The organism is Psychroserpens luteolus (assembly GCF_021032705.1).
Classification (GTDB): Bacteria; Bacteroidota; Bacteroidia; order Flavobacteriales; family Flavobacteriaceae; genus Psychroserpens; species Psychroserpens luteolus.
The window spans coordinates 26,971-45,971 of sequence record NZ_JAHVXI010000009.1 but is presented as its reverse complement, the minus strand read 5'-3'; the positions used below and the strand labels follow the sequence as shown (position 1 = coordinate 45,971).

At 33.3% G+C, this 19,001-nt stretch carries 20 protein-coding genes; 4 read left to right on the top strand and 16 right to left on the bottom strand.

From position 1 onward, the window contains the following. Positions 1–92: 92 nt before the first annotated feature. From KWG70_RS17430 to KWG70_RS17365, 14 genes are all read right to left on the bottom strand, one after another. The gene (locus KWG70_RS17430) at positions 93–968 is read right to left on the bottom strand and encodes a tetratricopeptide repeat protein (RefSeq protein WP_230937329.1); all 876 of its coding nucleotides are present in this window, start codon (positions 966–968) and stop codon (positions 93–95) included. A 6-nt stretch (positions 969–974) separates the two neighbouring features. After that, positions 975–2,171 carry a T9SS type A sorting domain-containing protein gene (locus KWG70_RS17425; RefSeq protein ID WP_230937328.1) on the bottom strand — a complete coding sequence of 399 codons (1,197 nt, stop codon included), beginning with the start codon at positions 2,169–2,171 and terminating at the stop codon, positions 975–977. 79 nt (positions 2,172–2,250) lie between these two features. After that, positions 2,251–3,339 (bottom strand): helix-turn-helix domain-containing protein, encoded by a 1,089-nt coding sequence (locus tag KWG70_RS17420; protein WP_230937327.1) that lies wholly within the window; start codon positions 3,337–3,339, stop codon positions 2,251–2,253. A 77-nt stretch (positions 3,340–3,416) separates the two neighbouring features. Further along, positions 3,417–4,313, bottom strand: coding sequence for an alpha/beta hydrolase family protein (locus KWG70_RS17415; protein ID WP_230937326.1), 897 nt, complete (start codon positions 4,311–4,313; stop codon positions 3,417–3,419). Further along, positions 4,306–6,450 (bottom strand): prolyl oligopeptidase family serine peptidase, encoded by a 2,145-nt coding sequence (locus KWG70_RS17410; RefSeq protein WP_230937325.1) that lies wholly within the window; start codon positions 6,448–6,450, stop codon positions 4,306–4,308. The genes KWG70_RS17415 and KWG70_RS17410 overlap by 8 nt, the downstream gene beginning before the upstream one ends. A gap of 8 nt (positions 6,451–6,458) precedes the next feature. Next, entirely contained in the window at positions 6,459–7,208 is a 750-nt protein-coding gene (locus KWG70_RS17405) for a hypothetical protein (RefSeq protein WP_230937324.1), read from the bottom strand. Positions 7,209–7,214: 6 nt separating this feature from the next. Continuing rightward, positions 7,215–7,787, bottom strand: coding sequence for a hypothetical protein (locus KWG70_RS17400; RefSeq protein WP_230937323.1), 573 nt, complete (start codon positions 7,785–7,787; stop codon positions 7,215–7,217). A gap of 231 nt (positions 7,788–8,018) precedes the next feature. Beyond that, entirely contained in the window at positions 8,019–8,879 is an 861-nt protein-coding gene (locus tag KWG70_RS17395; RefSeq protein WP_230937322.1) for a LytR/AlgR family response regulator transcription factor, read from the bottom strand. 16 nt (positions 8,880–8,895) lie between these two features. Continuing rightward, positions 8,896–9,648 (bottom strand): 23S rRNA pseudouridine(2604) synthase RluF, encoded by a 753-nt coding sequence (gene rluF, locus KWG70_RS17390; RefSeq protein ID WP_230937321.1) that lies wholly within the window; start codon positions 9,646–9,648, stop codon positions 8,896–8,898. Between the two features lie 43 nt (positions 9,649–9,691). Further along, positions 9,692–10,141 carry a hypothetical protein gene (locus KWG70_RS17385; RefSeq protein WP_230937320.1) on the bottom strand — a complete coding sequence of 150 codons (450 nt, stop codon included), beginning with the start codon at positions 10,139–10,141 and terminating at the stop codon, positions 9,692–9,694. Continuing rightward, a complete protein-coding gene (locus KWG70_RS17380; protein ID WP_230937319.1) occupies positions 10,138–10,971 on the bottom strand; it encodes an alpha/beta fold hydrolase in 834 nt (277 codons plus the stop codon). The genes KWG70_RS17385 and KWG70_RS17380 overlap by 4 nt, the downstream gene beginning before the upstream one ends. Continuing rightward, positions 10,971–11,342, bottom strand: a complete 372-nt coding sequence (locus KWG70_RS17375; RefSeq protein ID WP_230937318.1) for a cupin domain-containing protein — start codon at positions 11,340–11,342, stop codon at positions 10,971–10,973. Before KWG70_RS17375 ends, KWG70_RS17380 begins: the two co-directional genes overlap by 1 nt. Positions 11,343–11,355: 13 nt before the next feature. Next, positions 11,356–11,919 carry a hypothetical protein gene (locus KWG70_RS17370; protein WP_230937317.1) on the bottom strand — a complete coding sequence of 188 codons (564 nt, stop codon included), beginning with the start codon at positions 11,917–11,919 and terminating at the stop codon, positions 11,356–11,358. A gap of 41 nt (positions 11,920–11,960) precedes the next feature. Then, the gene (locus KWG70_RS17365; RefSeq protein ID WP_230937316.1) at positions 11,961–13,499 is read right to left on the bottom strand and encodes a helicase HerA-like domain-containing protein; all 1,539 of its coding nucleotides are present in this window, start codon (positions 13,497–13,499) and stop codon (positions 11,961–11,963) included. Positions 13,500–13,555: 56 nt separating this feature from the next. Here KWG70_RS17365 and KWG70_RS17360 point away from each other — a divergent pair, with 56 nt between their 5' ends. Genes KWG70_RS17360 through KWG70_RS17350 form a run of 3 tightly spaced genes read left to right on the top strand, consistent with a single transcriptional unit; the run spans position 13,556 to position 14,949 of the window. Beyond that, positions 13,556–14,002: a RidA family protein gene (locus KWG70_RS17360; protein ID WP_230937315.1), complete on the top strand. Its 447-nt coding sequence runs from the start codon at positions 13,556–13,558 to the stop codon at positions 14,000–14,002. 39 nt (positions 14,003–14,041) lie between these two features. Beyond that, positions 14,042–14,674 carry a 7-carboxy-7-deazaguanine synthase QueE gene (locus KWG70_RS17355; protein WP_230937314.1) on the top strand — a complete coding sequence of 211 codons (633 nt, stop codon included), beginning with the start codon at positions 14,042–14,044 and terminating at the stop codon, positions 14,672–14,674. A 23-nt stretch (positions 14,675–14,697) separates the two neighbouring features. Then, positions 14,698–14,949 (top strand): hypothetical protein, encoded by a 252-nt coding sequence (locus tag KWG70_RS17350; protein ID WP_230937313.1) that lies wholly within the window; start codon positions 14,698–14,700, stop codon positions 14,947–14,949. A 44-nt stretch (positions 14,950–14,993) separates the two neighbouring features. Here the strand turns inward: KWG70_RS17350 and KWG70_RS17345 are convergent, their stop codons facing one another. Next, a complete protein-coding gene (locus KWG70_RS17345; protein WP_230937312.1) occupies positions 14,994–15,539 on the bottom strand; it encodes a DUF2911 domain-containing protein in 546 nt (181 codons plus the stop codon). 271 nt (positions 15,540–15,810) lie between these two features. Here KWG70_RS17345 and asnB point away from each other — a divergent pair, with 271 nt between their 5' ends. Further along, positions 15,811–17,478 carry an asparagine synthase B gene (asnB, locus tag KWG70_RS17340; protein WP_230937311.1) on the top strand — a complete coding sequence of 556 codons (1,668 nt, stop codon included), beginning with the start codon at positions 15,811–15,813 and terminating at the stop codon, positions 17,476–17,478. A 288-nt stretch (positions 17,479–17,766) separates the two neighbouring features. On the opposite strand, the gene KWG70_RS17335 is transcribed toward asnB, so the two are convergent. Next, on the bottom strand, positions 17,767–19,001 hold a 1,235-nt coding region (locus tag KWG70_RS17335; RefSeq protein WP_230937310.1), incomplete at its 5' end, for a T9SS type A sorting domain-containing protein.

Below are 19,001 nucleotides of genomic sequence, written 5' to 3'. Positions count from 1 at the left end.
AATAACATTTAATCACTACAATATAAAGGCAAAAGACTTGCTAAAAACAGATTGTTTTAGCAAGTCTTTTTAATTTGCAAGTTATCAATTAGTTATTCTGATTTTCGTTTATATAAACCGTCAAAGGCTTTCGTCCATGTTTGCCCTTGATCTGAGCTTGACTCTTGGACTTGTCTTACCGTATCGTCCTCTTTATTATAATACCAAATCATTCGAAACCAAGCATTTGGTCCTTTGGCAATCATTAGCATATCTCCATCAGTTTCTGTCTTGGGTTGTTCATAATGGCTTACGCTTCCACCAGCTACCCAGTTTTGTTTCCATATACCATCATTACTATCATAATAGCTTATTGAGCTTCCGCCATTACTGCCAATAGGTCTCCAGTTTTCAAGAATTCCGCAGTCACCATTGGTATTAGTGATGCTGCTTTCGGCAATTTTTTGATGTTGAGCATAAACATCCCATTCGCCTACCCAAAAGTCGAATTGCCTATAATTAGTATTAAACTTGCATGGATTAGCTCGTTTATACATGCTTTCTCTTACTTTAATAAAACGTTTGTTATCTCTTAAAACATCAAATTCGGGTTTGTCTAAGCGCTTGTAAAAAGCAAATTGCAAGCTATCTAACGCCTCTAATTGTACAAGGGCATTATCAGGTTGATTTTCTGCGGTATAACTTATTGCGAGTCTTAAGAGGATGGCTGGTCCTTTAAGCCCACTTTTCTTTACAGCCTCTAAGTTTTTTATTGCTTTTTTATGCTGTTTTAGATTTGAGTAGCTAAAGCCCATAAAATAATTGGCCATAGAATCTTTAGGGTTTATCTTAAGTTGCTTTTTAGCAGTTATTATCACTTTCTCATAATCTTTATTGTTGAAGTCTGGTTGGTAAGGCGAACCATTTTGAGATGTACTATACTGAGACATAAAAATAGTGAGACAGACAGTTATAAGTGTTTTTTTCATGATGCTTTAGTTTTTGATGACTATTTTTTGAACTTCTTTTTTGTTGTTTGAAGTCATATGGACAAAATATACACCGCTGCTATACGTGCTTGGTGTCCATTCCAAATTATTGTCTAATGTTATGGTTTCTATAAGCTTTCCAATGGTATTGTAGATATATATCTTGTCTGAAGGCTTAGTAATTTCTGGATTAAATTTAAATTGGTGACCTACAGTTGGAGTTATGAACGTTTCCTCTCTTAAATTAACTTCTGAAATTGATAATGTCGATGGCATAATATAAAAGGCATTAGGATTTATAAGATTAGCTTGAGAAGATGCAGTTGAATCGATAAAGTTTTCAATAAAATTTCCGTCGTTGTCATACATTTTAATTAGCCCTGTAAGACCATTTCCTACGAGGAAATATCCGTTACTTAAAAAGGCCACGCCTTCAGGAGTACTTAAACCACTAACTATTGTACTTATTAAAACACCGTTACTATTAAATCGTTTAATAGAGTTGTCATTATAGTCTATAACTAATAAATCGCCATTTCCAGATGTATCGAACCAAATATTTGTAGGGCCAGAAAGTGAAAGCTCGCTAATAAAAACACCTTCATATAGTCCCATGCTGTTGTATTTATACACTTGAGCTGGAATAGCTGGATTGCCATTAAAAGGAGGTTGACCATAGGAGCTTACATAAAAATTATCACTAGCATCCCAATCCATACCAATACTAAGTCTTATTCCAGTATTTGTAAAATTGGATAAAGGTGTTCCGTCTAAGGCAAAACGCAATACATATTCTGGCACTGATTGATTAAACCATTGAAGTACATATAGTATATTGTTTTTGATGCGCATTCGAGTTGGTCCACCAATTCCTGTAGCAAAATTCCCAACATAGTTGCCGTCTAAGTCATATTTGGTTATCCTTCCACTGCTAAGATTAGATACCAATACTCTAAAACCTTCATTGGGTATTTGAGCAATAACGATATCTTGAGGCCAAGCAAGTTGTTGATCGGTAAAGATTTCACCATTTTCACCATTGTGATCAAATTTTAAAATTTTATATGCAGAGGTTGAGCTAATCTGAGCCGTTATATCACTTACTAGTAAATGAGAGCCTTCAGGCAGTTGTGCGAATAATGTATGTACAGAAAAAATGCATAAGATGATGCATGTACTTATATTAAAAGTAATTTTTTTCATAATGGTAGTTTTTTGATTTTACTCAAAAAAAGATGAAAAAAAATTAGATGTCGTATGTAATTATAATTGTTTACTTTTTTTACTGCATATGAATCTTTTTGTATTCTGTTGGTGTGCAGTTATGTTTTTCTTTAAATGTCTTATAGAAAGTAACTTTGTTGTTAAAGCCAACATCAAAATAAATGGTCTTTACGCTATAGTTGTCTGAGGAGGTTAATAGTTTTTCAGCTTCTACTAAACGATAACCATTTATAAAGTGATTGAAATTTTTACCAGATTTTCTGTTAATTACTTTTGAGAGAAGATGTGTAGAATAGCCTACTTGATCTGCTAAATTTGCTAGCCTTAGATCGTTATCAATAAACGGTTTTTCAGTTTCAATGTATTGCACTAAATTATTATAAAGTTCATTAATAAGATGATCTTCTAAACTGTCTTTTTTGTTTTCTATGGGTAAAAATAATTCCGAAATAAATTCACCATCAAAAATTTGTGGTTCCTTATATACAAAATAACCAATAGTATAAATAGCTAAAGACATGCTTACCGAAATCATGTAATCCCATTGGTTGTTAAAAAAAGAAAAGTTTATCAGTATGTAATACGAGATATATGACAGCACGAATAGGGCATAAAGAACAATTAAAACCCTTATCCATTTATGTCTTATTTTTTGAACTTCAGTGTGTGTGGTATTATTCTTTTTAATAAGCCACATAATAGCAAAGAGATAACCAATTAAATGCATAATTATTAGCACATAATTAGAAAAGAACTTTACTAGCGCTCTTAAATCTAAACGGTATTTAAAAAGATACTGAGACCAAAATATTAAGGTCAAACCAATCCATAAAAAACTAAAACCAAAATGGAAAAAAGAACGTTTAAGTTTTATATTATAAATGTTTGAAACATAAATGTAAATTAATGGACCTGCAGAGTAAAGTCCTATATACTGGAATGAATTAAAATAAGGGATTTGGCGTGCATATTTAGTCCAGTAGAGTACATAAGCAAATAATATTCCCGAAAAGGCTAATACTAAAAAAGCAATTGGGTAATTTTTTTTATTTCTTTTAGCTATAAGAATTAAAAATAAAAAGATTCCCATTGCCACTGCAAATAGGAATCCAGATGTCCAGGTATCAAAAGAAGGTGTTTGTTGCATCTTAAAGGCTAAGGTAAATATTTTGTTGCGCTTTAAGTTTAATATTATAAATATTTACTTATCCAAATTACTTATGATCAATGATTGTTAATCCAATTGATCACGTATGGAAATACGAGTTCATGTGTCACATTTGGCACAGGCTTTTCCCAGCTACCTCCTGTTTTACATTTCTTTAAGGAATGGTTTGCATTTTCGAATAACTTCCATTCAAAATCTCTATTCCATCGTTTTTTAATAGCTTTTAAATCAATTACGGATTGATAAACAGGAATGTTTTTATCAAGAGTTCCAAAAACCCAAAGAGAGGGAATGGTCATTTCTTCAATAAATGGATAAGGATCATAGCCAGCTGAATTTAGTTTACTCATTTCAGCTTCTATAAATTCTGTACCGTTTTTTGTAGGTATGCCGTTAGCATCACCTGTGAGATTACTGTAAACATTCTCTTCATAAATACTCACAGTTGGGCCAGAATAGATAATACTGAAAGCGAGCTCTTTTTTTAAAATTGAAACCACTATTGGGATGATAAAACCTGCCTGACTAATTCCGGACACACCAATTTTCTTAGAATCGAATCTATCATCACGTTTTATTTTGTCAAATGCCGCAATAACATCAATCGCATAAGTTATCATGGCACTACTGTAACTTCCAATATAGATGCCATCAGATTTTCCAACACCTCTTTTATCATAAGTTAAAACAGCAATACCATTAGCTGTATAATGTTTTACCATTTCAAGTATAAAACTATCATTTCTATCAGTTTTCCCGCTTCCATGAACTGCAATAATCAAAGGTATTTTTTTGCTAGTATTGTTAGGTATCCAAAGATCACCACGAAGTGTTACTTCTCTGGTCGATTGAAACTCTATCGATTCCTTTTGAACATTAGAGGTTTGACCAAAAGTGTTGAAAACAACTAAAATTAACAGGGTAAAACCTACTGTTTTAAAGGTGCTAGTCATGGTTTGATAAGTATTTAAAAATGAAAGCAAGTTCTTGGGCTTCTGTAAAATTTCTTTCTTCAATTGTGTTACCCTTACCATGACCAGATTGTCTAGAAACTTTGAGAAGTATAGGATTGTTGCAATTCTGGTTTTGTTGTGCAGCAGCTACAAATTTATAGCCATGACTAGGAACTGCCGTTTGATCATTTTCACCAACCTGAACTATAGTAGGCGGTAAGCATTCAATAGAGTTAAGGTTGTGATATGGTGAATATTTTAAAATGTTAACTAAGTCTTCTTCAACATTAGGGTTCCCAAATTCGTTCATTTTTGTTTTTCCACCAGTAAATAGATGAAATCTCGTAAGGTCTAGGGTTGGTACACTTATAAGTGCTGCACCATATAAATCTGGACGTTGCATAACACTTGTTATTGCTGTACTGCCACTTGCACTAATTCCGTTAGCAGCTATCATTTTACGTGATGTATAGTTGTTGTCTATGAGCCATTCTGCTGCTGAATTAAAATCGTCAAAAGCATTTTGTTTATGTTGTTTTATACCTCCTTGATGCCATGACTCACCATATTCGCCACCTCCTCTAATATTAGCATAGGCATAAATTCCTCCCATATCCAACCATTGTAGAATTTGAGGCGAGTATCCAGGAAAGCCAATAGAACCGTAGGCACCATAGCCAAATAATAGAACTTTGTTTTTAGAGTTTAATTTTATCCCTTTTTTATGAGTGAGATACATAGGAACTGTGGTGCCATCTTTACTTTTGTAAAACACTTGCTTTAGTTGATAGGTCTCATTCAAATTCTCTTTAAATCCTTGGTATATTAATTCGCTAGTATAGGTTTCGCTGTTTATTTTATAGATTTCAGCAGGAAAGAATGGTCCAAAAATCCCTATGAAGGTTTCTGGAGATTCGGTATGATCAGGGTAAAAAACAATGTATCCAAGTTTTGGTAGATTAATCTGATTCTTAAAGTTGCCGTCAAAATCAAATACATGCAGTTCCTGATGTGCATCAATGATATATTTAATCACAAAACGGCTACCAACTCTATTTACAGTATTCATTGGATGAATGCCCTCATTTACAACAGTTTTCCATTGCTTTGGCGAAGGATTTTCAATATTAATCTTGATTATTTTTTTGTTTGGCGCATGTAAGTTTGTACTGAAATACCAATTTACCCCTTCTGAGGCTTCAAATGTAAATCGAGCTTTTAAATCACCAAGAAGCTTTATTGAAGAGCTTTTTAACTTAGAGACTTCTTTATAGTATATATCATTTCCTGGTGAATCAGAATTTACAACTTTAATTATAATATACTTTTTGTTATTACTTAAGTAAGGAATAAAATAATTATCTGGTTTTTCAGGTTGGTTAAACACCAAGATGTCTTCTTGAGATGAGGTATGTAATTTATGAAACATAATTCTGGCATTTGACAGCGTAGACGATAGTTCGTTTTCTACGTCTGGTGCATCAAACCTTAAATAGAAAAAGCCACTACTATCAGCATTCCAAAGCACATTTCCCGAAGGTCCTATAGTTTGTATTCCGTTTATTTCTTCTGTTAAATACGTATTTGTTTCGATATTTTTAATTCTTATGGTATGCCAAGAAGAACTTCCGTTATTAGGTAATATTGCTAAATATTTACCATTGTTACTTACGTCATGAAATCCTAAAAAAGACTCGTTATCTTTGAGTTCTTGCTCTGGATCAAATATGATATCTCCTTCATCATTTAAATCTTTTTTCCTAATAATGATTTCTGATTTTCGATGAGGATCTTTTCTCCTATAAAAAAAATAACCTGCTTTTTGAAAAACTGGCTCATGCCAAGTGAAGTTTTGATAGGCGTTCATACTTTTAAAAATGGTATCAACGTGCTCTTTGTGTTTTAAAAACTGCTTATTGTAATAGGCTTCTTGTTCGTCAATCCATGTTTTTGTGTCTTGTGCGTTTAAGTGTTCTAACCATCTATAATTATCTGTTATTACTTGGTCAAAAAGTGTATCGGTAATTGGTGTTTTGTTACTCTCTGGATATTGAGGGTTGGGAAGTTTTTTTTGGCAAGATGCCAGAATCATTAGACTAGAAACAAAGATTGAGAATTTTAATTTATGTACTAGCATAGCTTGAGTTATTTGATTGACTCAACATTCCATATAGTGGTTTGACCATTATCTTGTTCGAACATCACTTTTACAATATAAGGTTTTGACGAAGAAAGCCAATAAGTGGTTTGAGTATTTCCATTATTAAGGACTTCAATCTTTTTTGTATTTACTTTTCCAATTTTCTTTATGTCTAGCACTTCTGTATCAATGATTTTGAAGGATTTTACACCAAGTTTAGGGTTTTTAGGAAGCCCTTGAATGACTTGCATTGAAAATGTACCTTCAATATTGCGGTTAAGGATGCTTGTTAATGCAAAGCCATCAGAAGACCATGTAAAACCACTATCATTTAGTGTGTTTATAGATAGTTTCGAGTTGCTGATACTATTAGTTAATGATGTGGTGATGTATGTGTTATTAATTATATCGGTGTGTTGAACATATTCTGGATTCCACCTAATATCAATTGATAAGGGTTTAAGAGTAGACTGTTTTAGTACATCTGTTTTGGTATATGTATTATTTGATGTATCTACCCAATACATAGATCTAGTGATACTGTCATTACTAACAATGACTTTGTCTGTCATTGTATTAATGCCTTTTCTTTTAGTGCCATTAGGTTCAATAACAGTTTGCGACCAAACTAGTGTATAGGATTCAATTTCAACATTGGTTTGTGATGGTTTTATAATGCTATCGGTTTGGGCTTGACCAATAAAATTTATTGATAAGTAACTAATAGATATAATACATATTCTAAAATAGTTCATGATTGCCTAGTCTTCACTTCTCGTGCATTCAATTTTCCATGTTGGATAAACAATTTTTTCAGTCGTATCTACCCATTCTCCTGCCCATTTATAACCAGTTTTACTCATGTCATAGAAAGTAAGTCTATAAAATCCATCCATGCCGTTAGGAGCTTTTGATTCGCGATACAAGATGATTTTGTTGTCTTGAGTTTTATTGCCTTCCCAAGTTGGTAACGATGCTGTAGGAAACTTGGTTGAGAAAAAATGTACATACCATCTACTACTATCTTTAACAAATTGTCTAATACTACCTGTATGGGCACCATCAGCTTTTAAGGTTTCATCTTGTACAGCTGTGCCGTTCATAATATATTTCCATCGCCAAATCATATCTTCTGTATCGTTCCAAGTACCATCTTGCTTTCTAGTAGTTGATTTGCAATTGCAAGAGCCAATCATAGCTTCAAAATCTTTGATCTGTTCTGGAGCTTCGGGGTTTGGTTGTCCGTAAGGATGTTTTTCCGACGCGTCATATTCATATTGCGCATGAACTGTTATTGTAAATACGAAAATTAAACTGTAAACTAGATATTTCATAGTATATGGTGTTAGTTGTTAATGTCTATCTGAGCCTTCTCACTATCCTTTGTCTTAAAAAGTTAGTTAGTCATGTGATATAGACCCAGAGAGACTAATTCAAAAAATCAATTGAACTCAATATCTAATATTGAAAATCAACCTATCTCAAAGCAATGAAAAAAGATAGTGGGTTGTTAAGTAATTGCAGAGAGCTGTATCTAATTTGCAGTAAAGAGAGTTAACAAAATGCTAATTAAGAAAATCTTTTACGGTTTTTAGGTTGCTCTTAGATACGGGAATTTGCATATCGTTTTCGAGGACAAGATTTGGTGATCCTGAAATGTGTAATTCTTTGGCGAACGACATATTAACGATAGCTTTTCTATGTACTCGTAAGAAGTTAGTACTTAGTTTTTCTTCTAAGGCTTTTAATGAACTACGCATGGTATAAGACCCATTAGTTGTTGTGTGTACTTTTACACAGTAATCATCGGCTTCAATCCAACTAATGTCTTCTACAGGAATAATTTTACGTTTATTTCCTATTTTGATATTGAGCACTTTCGCCTTTTCATCAATTGTAGAGTTTAATTTTTTAAAAAGTCGCGCGTTGGTTAATTTGAGTTCTGAAAGCTCCTGAACCTCTATTTGTAGTTTTTCATTTTCAAAATATAAGTGCAAAATCATGGCTATAGCTATATAACCTAGTGTGTAAAGCGTTGCTTTTTGAAACATAAAGAACGTAAAGTATTCTTTTATTAATAATGTAAAACTGAAATCGTCATTTGAGTAGAGTAGTCGGCTAAGTGAAATAATAAAAATACATAGAACGACTAGTGTGAAAATAACTAAAGCATATTTAAAAATCTTGATATTATCAAGCTTCTTTGTAGATTGAGATTTGGTGTAGAAAAATAAAAGACTAGACATCATACTCCAGATAACCCAACTGTTTAACTGACTTTTCAAAACATCTAAAAAGGAAACGTTTTCGACGATGTTGTATCGAGTCACAAAATAGATTTGCTGAAAGGTTTCAAAAATCACGGCAAAAACGAGAACCAAAGCAATAATAAGGATGCTTAGTTTGAAATTTGATGTTTTGCTCATGAAATTTTTCAAGATGCTAAGATTTAGATTTTACCGACTTAAATGTTTTATGTGAATCTTCTAAAAGTGTACTTAATTCTTTAAACTCCTCTGAAGTCAATTCGCGATATTTACCAACAGGCATGTCTAATTCAATGTTCATGATACGAACACGCTTTAATGTTTGTACATCATAAGTTAAATAATCACACATACGACGAATTTGCCTATTCAAACCTTGAGTTAATATAATGCTAAAGGTATGTGAATTGATTTTTTTTACGACACATTTTTTGGTTGTCTGCCCCAATTCTTCTAGATAAATCCCCCCAGACATTCTATTGATAAAGGTTTGGGAAATTGGTTTATCTACAGTAACGAAGTATTCTTTTTCGTGATTATTACTCGCCCTTAAAATTTTATTGACAATATCACCATCATCCGTTAACAGAATTAAACCTTCACTAGGTTTATCTAATCGACCAATTGGAAAAATACGTTTGGGATAATTGATAAAGTCAATTATATTATCTTTTTCAACACGAGTATCAGTAGTACATACAATACCAACGGGTTTATTAAAAGCCAGATATACAAATGCCTCTTTGGTGTTTTTTATCAATTCACCATCTACACGCACCTCGTCATTAGGTGCAATTTTAGTTCCCATTTCTGGTACAGTACCATTTATCGTAACACGACCAGCTTCAATGAGTCTGTCGGCCTCACGACGTGAACAGTAACCTACTTCGCTTAAATATTTGTTGATTCGTTTTAGATGTTCAGACATGAAGCAAAAGTACAATAAAGATTACTGACAATGAAAACGAAGATTAATTAACAGAAATCAAATAGTTTACAAATCTTATGACTTCGGAAATAGAATACGCTACTAAAATCGTAAGTATTGAAATTTGATTTTTATAACCCTTAAGGTTATTTAAAGCTATGACATAAGCAATAATCGGAACTACCATTAGTGCTTGAATTTCTGACGCATAGGGCCAAAATTGAGATTTAAAAATGAACGATAGTAATGGAAACACGACTATAATTGAGGGCAGCCATTGTTTATTGTAAACAACATAGATTAAAAAACTAAGAGTCAGAAAACCAAAAGTTAAAAATGAGACGTCTATAATAAAATCTTTATTAAAAACAGACGAGATAAAACTTAGAACAAAGCCTAATAGAATAACTTTTAAAACCTTTGGATTTGTTTTATTAAATAATAGAATGCCTATAAAGACAGCGATTGAAATAATAGGCTTTCCTAAAGTCATGTATTAGTATTAATAAAATCAAGAATATAATTGTTTACTTCTTCTGCACGTAAACTATGACCATAACCTTTTGTGGCTATAAGTCTAGATTTTTTGTAGAAATTTTTAAAGTCTTCTGCATCGTTATAAGGTATGATCTTATCAAGCTCGTCATGAATGATGAGTCCGTCGGCAGTTATGTTTTCAGATAGACGAGCAGCATTAAAATACTCTGGTTTTTCATTAAAACGTTCAAGTATAATATCATTCATACTTTTAGAGACACGATTGTTATAATTCATCATGTTTACATATCTACTAAAAACACCAACAAAATTAGAAGGCGCTCCAAGTAATACCAACTTTTCAACAGAGTCTAATTGATATTTCTGCTGAAAAAAAGCAGTAGCCATTCCACCAACAGAATGTCCAATAATTATATTGGCATTAAATTTTTTTGCAACAATATTAATGCATTCAGAATATAAAATAGCATTAAATAATTTACCAGTAGAATAGCCATGAGCAGGTGCATCTAAAGCGACAATATTATAATCTAAACCCTTTAGTTTCTCAATTAGAGCTTTCCATCTAAATGAATTACTTTCCCAACCATGAGCCAGTAATATAGTTTCTTTATTACCAAGCCAGCGGTAGGTTCTAATACTTAAGTCTTCATAATCGATATCCTCGGTATAAGCAGTCTGTAAGAAATCAACTTCTATTTCTTTAAGTTTTACTTTACGTGGAGAAGAGAATAGCCTTATAGCAAGTTTTCCAGCCGTTTTGGTTGAGAATACACTAATAATGTTGATAGACATTCCAATAACTTTGAAAAGCACCTGTTTCATTAATCTTCTCTATTAACTAAATCCATCGAAAATGCAGGCACACAAATGGCTATATACTCACAAGCATCTGTAAATGGATTAGAGTATTGGACTCTTACATTTTTATTAATCTTAATGGATTGACCTGCTTCAAGAATCAAAATTTCATCATTAATGATAAATTGTTTTTTCCCTTTAATGATATAGGTGTATTCATCAAATTTTGGAGTTTGAAAAGGCTCACTCCAACCAGGAGGAGCAACCATATGGGCAATACTTAATTGAGTGTTTCCATCAGTAGCATTTCCAAAGTGTTCTTCAATTAGTTTCCCATCTGTCGTTGGTACAACAAATGGTGAGTTTTGAATGATATACGGTTTTTTACTCAACATAAAGATCATTTAATTACCAATGCACTATAAAATATTTAATTTTTGCATTATCTGGAATTTGAACAGCTTCAATATTCAACGTCATATCAAATCTTAGATTTGCTGGTAACTCTTTTTTATCAATGGTAAATGAGGCATTGATTTCATTTACGGTGACAACCACTGTAGAAATCAAATTATTGATACTAGAGATTTTATAATTGTCATTAATGTCTTTAAACGTACTTAGTGTAGAAATATTTTTATCGGTCTTGTACTTTTCATTTAAGATAAGAACACTCTCAATCACAGCCGTTGAATCTAATGCCTGACTTGGTGTTAAGATAAGCGACTTTTTCCCTTCTTTGTAAATTTCTATGTCATTATTGTCTCCTGTAAATTCATCTCCTTTTATAGAGGTTACAATAGAGTCGTTAGGAAATGCAATATCTAAATCCTTCACCATTGTTGAGTCTGTTAGTAAACCAATATGTTGCTTGCTAATTTGAAAAGGGTCTTGTTTTTTTTCTTTGGCACAACTAGCTATAACTATTAAAGCTATGGTTAAGATCGAAATGTATTTTAATTGTGTTTTCACTAAATTTAGTATTAAATGATAGTTATTAATTTGAGGTGTTTTTATTTAAGCATCTTTGTTAAGATACCAAGAACGCTTCTTATTACAGTCGGACTTGTCAAAACTTTAACAATAGGATTTTGCCTTGTACTTCTGCTTCTGGAGCGAGATGTTTTACGTTTGCTTTCTGCTTTTTCTAGAGCTTCTTTTTCCTTGCGCGCTTTTTCTTTAGCTTCTTCGGCTTCAGCGACTTCAATTTTTTTATTGAGTATTTCATAGGCACTCTCTCGGTCAATTTCCTCGTTGTATTTTTTTGCGAGTTTTGATTTTCCGAGTAAGCTTCCTAATTCTGTTTCAGTTAATACATCCATTCTGCTCATTGGTGCACGCATCATCGTAGCAGCAAGCGGCGTAGGCTTTCCTTTTTCATTTAATGCCGAAACTAAAGCTTCTCCAATTCCGAGCGATGTAAGTACATCTGCAGTGTCATAATATGCCGTGTCAGGATAATTTTGTGCAGTTAGCTTGATCGCTTTCCTATCTTTTGCAGTAAAGGCTCTCAACGCATGCTGAACTTTTAAACCTAACTGACCTAAAACAGCTTCAGGGACATCTGTTGGATTTTGAGTGACAAAATATAAACCGACACCTTTACTTCTAATTAATTTGACAATACTTTCAATTTGGTTTAGTAATGCTTTTGAAGCTTCATTGAAGATCAAGTGCGCTTCATCAATAAACATAATCAATTCTGGTCGGCCACTATCACCTTGCTCAGGGAATGTTGAGTATATTTCGGCCAGTAAGCTTAGCATGAACGTTGAAAACAACTTGGGTTTGTCTTGAATGTCAGTTAAACGAATAATATTTATGTATCCTCTTCCGTCATTATCAACACGTAGTAAATCGTCAACTTCAAATGATGTTTCACCAAAAAAGAGCTCGCCACCTTGTTGCTCTATTTCAACAACTTTTCTTAGAATTGCCCCTGTAGAAGCCGTAGAAATTCTTCCATAAGCTTCGGTAAATTCTTTTTTACCTTCTTGAGTTGCGTATTGAAGTATCTTTTTAAAATCTTTTAAATCTAATAATGGTAATTTATTATCGTCACAATATTTAAAAATAACTGCAACTACACCAGATTGTGTTTCAGATAGATCTAGAATTCGAGAGAGTAGTACAGGTCCAAATTCACTAACTGTAGCACGCAAACGTACACCATCTTGTTCTGATAATGTTAAAATTTCTACTGGAAATGACTTAGGATCAAATTGTAAACCAATTTTTTCGTGACGCTCATCAATTTTTGGATGCCCAGGACTGGGTTGTGCTAAACCACTTAAGTCTCCTTTAATATCCATTAAAAGCACAGGAACACCCTTTTCACTCAAATTTTCAGCTAGAACCTGTAGTGTTTTTGTTTTTCCAGTTCCAGTAGCACCAGCAATTAAACCATGTCTATTCATAGTTTTTAATGGTACATTGACATAAGCATTGGTTAATGTTTCGCCATCTAACATAGCAGAACCTAGCGTAATGTAGTCGCCTTTGTTAGTATTTCCGTCTGTGATTTCTTTTAAAAAATCGTCCGTTCTACTCATAATTCAAAATTTGCATAAAAATAGTGTAATTTTAGTCAAGTTTAAAATGAACTAAAATGAAAAATGCATCTCCTTTTTTAATTTTATTATTTCTCTTCGGAATGATGTCTTGCCAACAAAATAATCAAGATATTATATTTCATAAATCACATGAACCTAAAAAAGCTCAAGCACCATTTAGTGATGTGGTTGAAGCTAATGGTTTTTTGTTCTTGGCTGGTCAAGTAGGAATGAATCATTCTACACGTACATTAGTAGAAGGTGGAATAGAAGCCGAAACGAAACAATGTATTGAAAATATAAAAGCCGTTTTGAGTGAGCATGGATCTTCCTTAGATCGTGTTGTGAAATGTACTGTGATACTAAAAGATATTAATGATTTTGCTGCTTTCAACAAGGTATATAAAACTTATTTTCCCAATAAACCAGCAAGAACAACATTTGCTGCTTCTGGATTAGCAGTTAATGCTAATATCGAAATAGACGTTATTGCGGTGAAATAAATAAAATAACTTCTAACTTTTAAAGTATATTTGCAGGCTATGACGAGAAGAGAACGACAAGAACTGATAGACAAAGGTTTGTTACTTCCTTTAATGGAGGAATTTTATACGATTCAAGGTGAAGGCTATCATAAAGGAACGGCTGCGTATTTTGTGAGAATTGGTGGCTGTGATGTAGGTTGCCATTGGTGTGATGTTAAAGAAAGCTGGTTGGCTGAATTGCATCCTCCAACAGAAACTGAAAAAATAGTCGAAAATGCAGCCAAATACAGTAAAACTATTGTAGTTACTGGAGGTGAACCACTAACTTGGGATATGGGACCTTTGACACAACAGCTTAAAGCCAAAGGGTTGCAAACACATATTGAAACCTCTGGAGCCTATAAACTATCTGGAATTTGGGATTGGATTTGCCTTTCACCAAAAAAAATGAAACTACCTACAGAAGAAGTTTATGCAAAAGCAGATGAGTTAAAGTGTATCATTTATAATAAAGATGATTTTCGCTTTGCCGAAGAACAAGCTGCAAGAGTTAGTAAGGATTGTATTTTATACCTGCAACCAGAATGGAGCAAGCGCGATAAAGTAGTGCCTCAAATTGTTGACTATGTGATGGATAATCCTAAATGGAAAGTCTCTTTGCAAACACACAAGTATTTAAATATACCATAGAATAATATATAATCAAATTTAATATGCCAAAGAGGAAGAACCCTGTAGTATTAAGTTCTCTGGAATTGGAAAAGAAAGATACAAGAGAGTTACTTGGATATCTTAAGCGTTTGCATCAATGCGAAGAATCATTTGAAACTTCTGATTTAACAGAAAATATTGATCTAACAAATGACAATATCATTTACTTCAAGAAAACCGAAAAATGGAATATTGCTTACAGTAAGGTAAAATCCATATTAAGTACTAGAGAACATTTGAACAAAAAAACATAAAAAAAGCTCTGAATTTTCAGAGCTTTTTTGTTTGAATAGAGTAGTTATTTGGTAAACGGAACAGCTATCCTAACAGTTCCCCAACCTAAATGCATATGAGCGCCATCTTTAGAATCTTCAAATACGATAGCGAAAGATTCTAGAGATTCCTTAGCAGTAGTCACAGGTACGTTGAGTCGCGCCACATCATTTTCTTTTTTATAGAAATAACTTCCCCAAACGTTAAGGTCTTTACTTATTATAGCTGTCCATTCTGTCTCACCAGGAATAACATAAAATGTGTAAGTGCCAGCAGGAATTTTTGTAGAACCTAACTTCATGTCTTTGTATAGTGTTAGTTCTGCAGCTTCATTAGCTCCTGTTCTCCAAACTTCTCCCTTTGGAGCCAATTTGTCAAGACTACGTCCTTTAAGCTGTGGTCTGCTATATGATATTTTAATGAGCTTGTCTGCATTTCTCCAGTTGGTAGGAAAGGAAGCGACATCCATCGGACTCTTATCCATTTTCGGAAAGTCTTGAGCGTTCATGTTTACTGATATGAGCATTAAGAATGCCATGGTAATTGCAGAAATAATTGATTTTGTTTTCATGATGTGTTTTTTAGTTAATTTGAATTGTATAAAGTTAAACCGGATAGGTCTTAATATTATATTAAATGTCGAGCCTTGATGTTAAAGTTTACAATTTCCCCTAAAAAAAGATGAAATCATACTGATGTAATTACAATAACGTATTAAATTAATAAATAAAGTTTTAAATTATAAGTATTTTATTGTTTTATGTTTATTAATTATAATCTTAGCATCATATTTGCTTTATCAAATTAAATAAATACTAAGAAAAAATATAAAGATTAAAGTTATGTGTGGAATTGTATGTGCGTTTGATTTAAAACAGAAATCAGAAGACTTAAGACCTCAAATATTAGAAATGGCGAAAAGCATTCGTCACAGAGGTCCGGACTGGAGTGGAATTTATAGTGACGAGAAAGCCATCTTGGCTCATGAGCGTTTAGCTATTGTTGATCCAGCTTCGGGTAAACAACCTTTATTTAGTGAAGATAAAAAACTCATTTTGGCTGCCAATGGAGAAATTTATAACCATAGAACATTACGTGCACAATTTGAAGGTAAATATCAGTTCCAAACTGAAAGCGACTGTGAAGTGATTTTAGCCTTATATAAAGAAAAAGGTGTTGATTTTGTGGATGAGATGAATGGCATTTTCGGATTTGCAATTTATGATGCTGAAAAGGATGAGTATTTTATAGCTCGAGATCATATGGGAATTATTCCTCTTTATATAGGTTGGGATCAAAACGGAACATTTTATGTCGCTTCAGAATTGAAAGCATTAGAAGGCGTATGTACCAAAATTGAATTGTTCCCTCCTGGACATTATATGTCTAGTAAAGATGGAAAATTTGTACAGTGGTATAAACGTGATTGGGCCGAGTATGAAGCTGTAAAGGATAATGACACAAGTATTGAAGAAGTAAAACAAGCTTTAGAAGATGCTGTGCATAGACAACTTATGAGTGACGTGCCTTACGGAGTGCTATTGTCTGGTGGGTTGGACTCTTCGGTAACATCAGCCATAGCTAAAAAATACTCTGAAAGACGTATAGAAGCTAATGATAAAGAAAAAGCTTGGTGGCCACAGTTGCACTCATTTTCTGTTGGTTTAGAGGGGTCTCCTGATTTGGCTGCTGCTAAAAAAGTAGCTGATCATATTGGTACAGTGCATCATGAAATAAAATTTACAATTCAAGAAGGCTTAGATGCTATAAGAGATGTGATATATAATATAGAAACTTATGATATTACCACAATCCGTTCGTCAACTCCAATGTACTTAATGGCAAGAGTTATTAAATCAATGGGTATTAAAATGGTGTTGTCTGGTGAAGGCGCAGATGAAATTTTTGGAGGCTATTTATATTTTCATAAGGCACCAAATGCAAGAGAGTTTCATGAAGAAACAGTTCGTAAACTAGATAAATTGCATATGTATGATTGTTTAAGAGCAAATAAAAGTTTAGCAGCTTGGGGAATTGAAGGGCGAGTACCATTTTTAGATAAAGAATTTATGGACGTTGCCATGCGCATCAATCCTAAAGATAAAATGATTAATGGCGAACGTATGGAGAAATGGGTCATTCGTAAAGCATTTGAAGATATGATACCAGAAAGTGTGGCTTGGAGGCAAAAGGAACAGTTTAGTGATGGAGTAGGCTATAGTTGGATTGATACGCTAAAAGAACTAGTTGAGAAAGAAGTTACTGATGAGCAAATGACCAATGCTAAATTTCGTTATCCAATCCAAACTCCAATAAATAAAGAGGAATACTATTACAGAAGTATTTTTGAAAGTCATTTTCCAAGCGATGCTGCAGCCTTAAGTGTTCCGCAAGAGCCTAGTGTTGCATGTAGCACAAAAATTGCTTTAGAGTGGGATGAAACATTTAAAAACATGAATGATCCTTCTGGTAGAGCTGTAGCAAAAGTTCATGCTGATGCTTATGAATAAAAAGAAAAAGGAGGCTAATAGCTCTCCTTTTTTTTTCGATTAATAATTGTATCCCTAAAAAATTATTAATCTCTCCATCCCAAATTTATAAACCAGTGTATAACTTATTTTATTATGAGTTTATATATTTCTATAAGGCTTAAAATTGCAATAAAGCTAGAGATAGAAAATAGTATAATCCATATTAAATTATAAAGACTAAATTGTTTTTTATTAGTTGTTATCATAATCATTTTTTTAAGGGAAGGCCATGTTAGTACAATCACCTTCCCAAGTTTAACAGCTTAATTATCTTTTTATTATTCTCTTAGTTACAATGGCTTTGCTATTTGTATCAGTAATGTTTATGAGATACATACCACTTTCAAAATTTGAAATATTAATTTGTAAGGCATTGTTTAAATCAGAAGTATTTTGATATACTTTTCTCCCTCTTAAGTCATACATTTCTACAGATGCATTAATACTCTCATTTGAATTGTTACTAATATTAATTACATCTATAGCTGGATTAGGAAATACATTTAGTGTATTAGAAAGACTAAAATCATCTACACTTAATGATTCGCAGTCAGTCCCAGTTAAGCGAGTAACGATAATTGCATTATCAGAAATATCAGAACAATCTAAGTTATCAAGAGATGATAAAGGTTGGCCAATTTGATCAAGTCCGTTATTAGGAACACCTCTATAAGACCATCCCCAAATTTCGCATACACCAGCTCCAGCGCCATCTAAATCAATAACGTTAGTATTAACAACATTTAAAATTAATCCAGTATTTGCGTCTGTAATAACATATCTATAGGATAGATTTTCAGCCCCTGGGTTTTCATGTATAACGTCTAACGGGTTTGGAAGAGCATCTCCTGCGCAAATTGAAATCTCTGTATCTCCATTTGAAAGACTTACTGTACCACCATCGGCAGCTTCACGGATGACATTTACAGCATTATCTGAGATATCTGAACATTCAGCAGCATCAAGATCGGCTAAAGGTCCACCAATAAACGACGCACCATTATCGGCCATTCCTCTGTATGACCAACCCCAAATTTGACACCTTCCAACACCAGCACCATTAAGATCTATGGTTGCCGAAGGCGATATGGCTAAGATTACCGAAGCATCTTCGTTGGTAATCACATATCGATACGATAGGTTTTCAGCACCGGGATTCTCATGAGTGATCACTAAAGGATCTGCTTGAGAATCGACACAGATTACTGCTTCAGTATCTCCATTGAAAGATGTTGTATTATTAGGATTTCCGGTAGCAGCAAGATCGATAGCAACAGTCCCACCATCAGCAGCTTCACGGATGACATTTACAGCATTATCAGAGATATCTGAACATTCAGCAGCATCAAGATCGGCTAAAGGTCCACCAATAAACGACGCACCATTATCAGCCATTCCTCTGTATGACCAACCCCAAATTTGACACGTTCCAACACCAGCACCATTAAGATCTATGGTTGCCGAAGGCGATATGGCTAAGATTACCGAAGCATCTTCGTTGG